This is a genomic window from Streptomyces misionensis, from assembly GCF_007896895.1.
Classification (GTDB): domain Bacteria; phylum Actinomycetota; class Actinomycetes; order Streptomycetales; family Streptomycetaceae; genus Streptomyces; species Streptomyces misionensis_A.
Genome location: NZ_VOGW01000036.1, coordinates 1 through 1,018, shown reverse-complemented (window position 1 = coordinate 1,018; position 1,018 = coordinate 1). Strand labels below are relative to the sequence as shown.

Sequence of the window (1,018 nt, the reverse complement as noted above, 5' to 3'; positions counted from 1 at the left end):
CGGCGCCGAGGGGTCGGCGGTGCGGCGGGGGCCGGTCTGGGGCGCTGCGGGGCACGAGGACGTGCCGCGGCGGTCGAAGATCTCGTTCAGACCTTCCGCCGCCGCCCGCGCGGGGGCCATCGGAGACGGACCGACCGGGTGACGCGGGTGCCGTCACCGGCCCGGGCCGTCGTCCCCGCCCGTCCCCGGCTCGGTCAGCGAGCGGTGCGCGGCCGCCTTGGCGCTGTCCGGCAGCACCTTGTTGGCCAGGCCCTGGGCCTTCGTCTTCAGGGAGCCGGTGACCGCCTTGGCGCGGCCGTGCACGATCGCCTCGTAGGCCTGCCGGGCGACGTCGTCCGGGTCGTCCTTCTCCATGGTCCCGAGCTTGGTGTCGCCGAGGTCCGCCCGGCGGAAGAAGTCGGTGTCGGTCGGGCCCGGCAGGAACGCGGTGACGGCGACGTCCGTGTCCTTCACCTCGTCGCCGAGCGCCTCGGCGAAGGACTGCACGAAGGACTTCGAGGCGTTGTACACCGGCTGGAAGGGGCCCGGCGTGGTCGCCGCGAGGGAGGACGTGAAGGCGAGCCGGCCCGTGCCGCGGCGGACCATCTCGCGCAGCAGCGGCTTGGCGAGCCGCACGGTCGAGACCACGTTCAGCTCGATCACGGCGAGATCGTCGGCGAGATCCGTGTCCGCGAAGGCCCCGCCCCGGCCGATCCCGGCGTTGAGCACGGCGACGTCGACGTCCAGGCCGGTCGTCGCGGAGACCAGCCGGTCGACGCCCGCCGCGTCCGTGAGATCGGCCGGTACGGCGCGTACCTCCGCCCCGGTCTCCCGCAACCGCTGCGCGGCGTGTTCCAGGCGGCCGTCCTCGGCGTTGATCAGCAGATCGTAGCCGTGCTCGGCGAACTGCCCGGCCAGTGCGTATCCGATTCCGCTGGAGGCCCCGGTGACCAGGGCGAGCGGCCGTTCCTCGGTCATACGTTCCGGGGTATCCGCCGACGCGGGGGCCGAACCCCGCGCCGGCGGTTCACCGAACAGC

The 1,018-nt window shown here is 74.1% G+C and carries 1 protein-coding gene; it reads right to left on the bottom strand.

The window, feature by feature from the left end; translation table 11 throughout:
• Positions 1–153 precede the first annotated feature (153 nt).
• Positions 154–957 carry an SDR family NAD(P)-dependent oxidoreductase gene (locus tag FRZ03_RS06155; protein ID WP_146464117.1) on the bottom strand — a complete coding sequence of 268 codons (804 nt, stop codon included), beginning with the start codon at positions 955–957 and terminating at the stop codon, positions 154–156.
• Between the last annotated feature and the right edge of the window lie 61 nt (positions 958–1,018).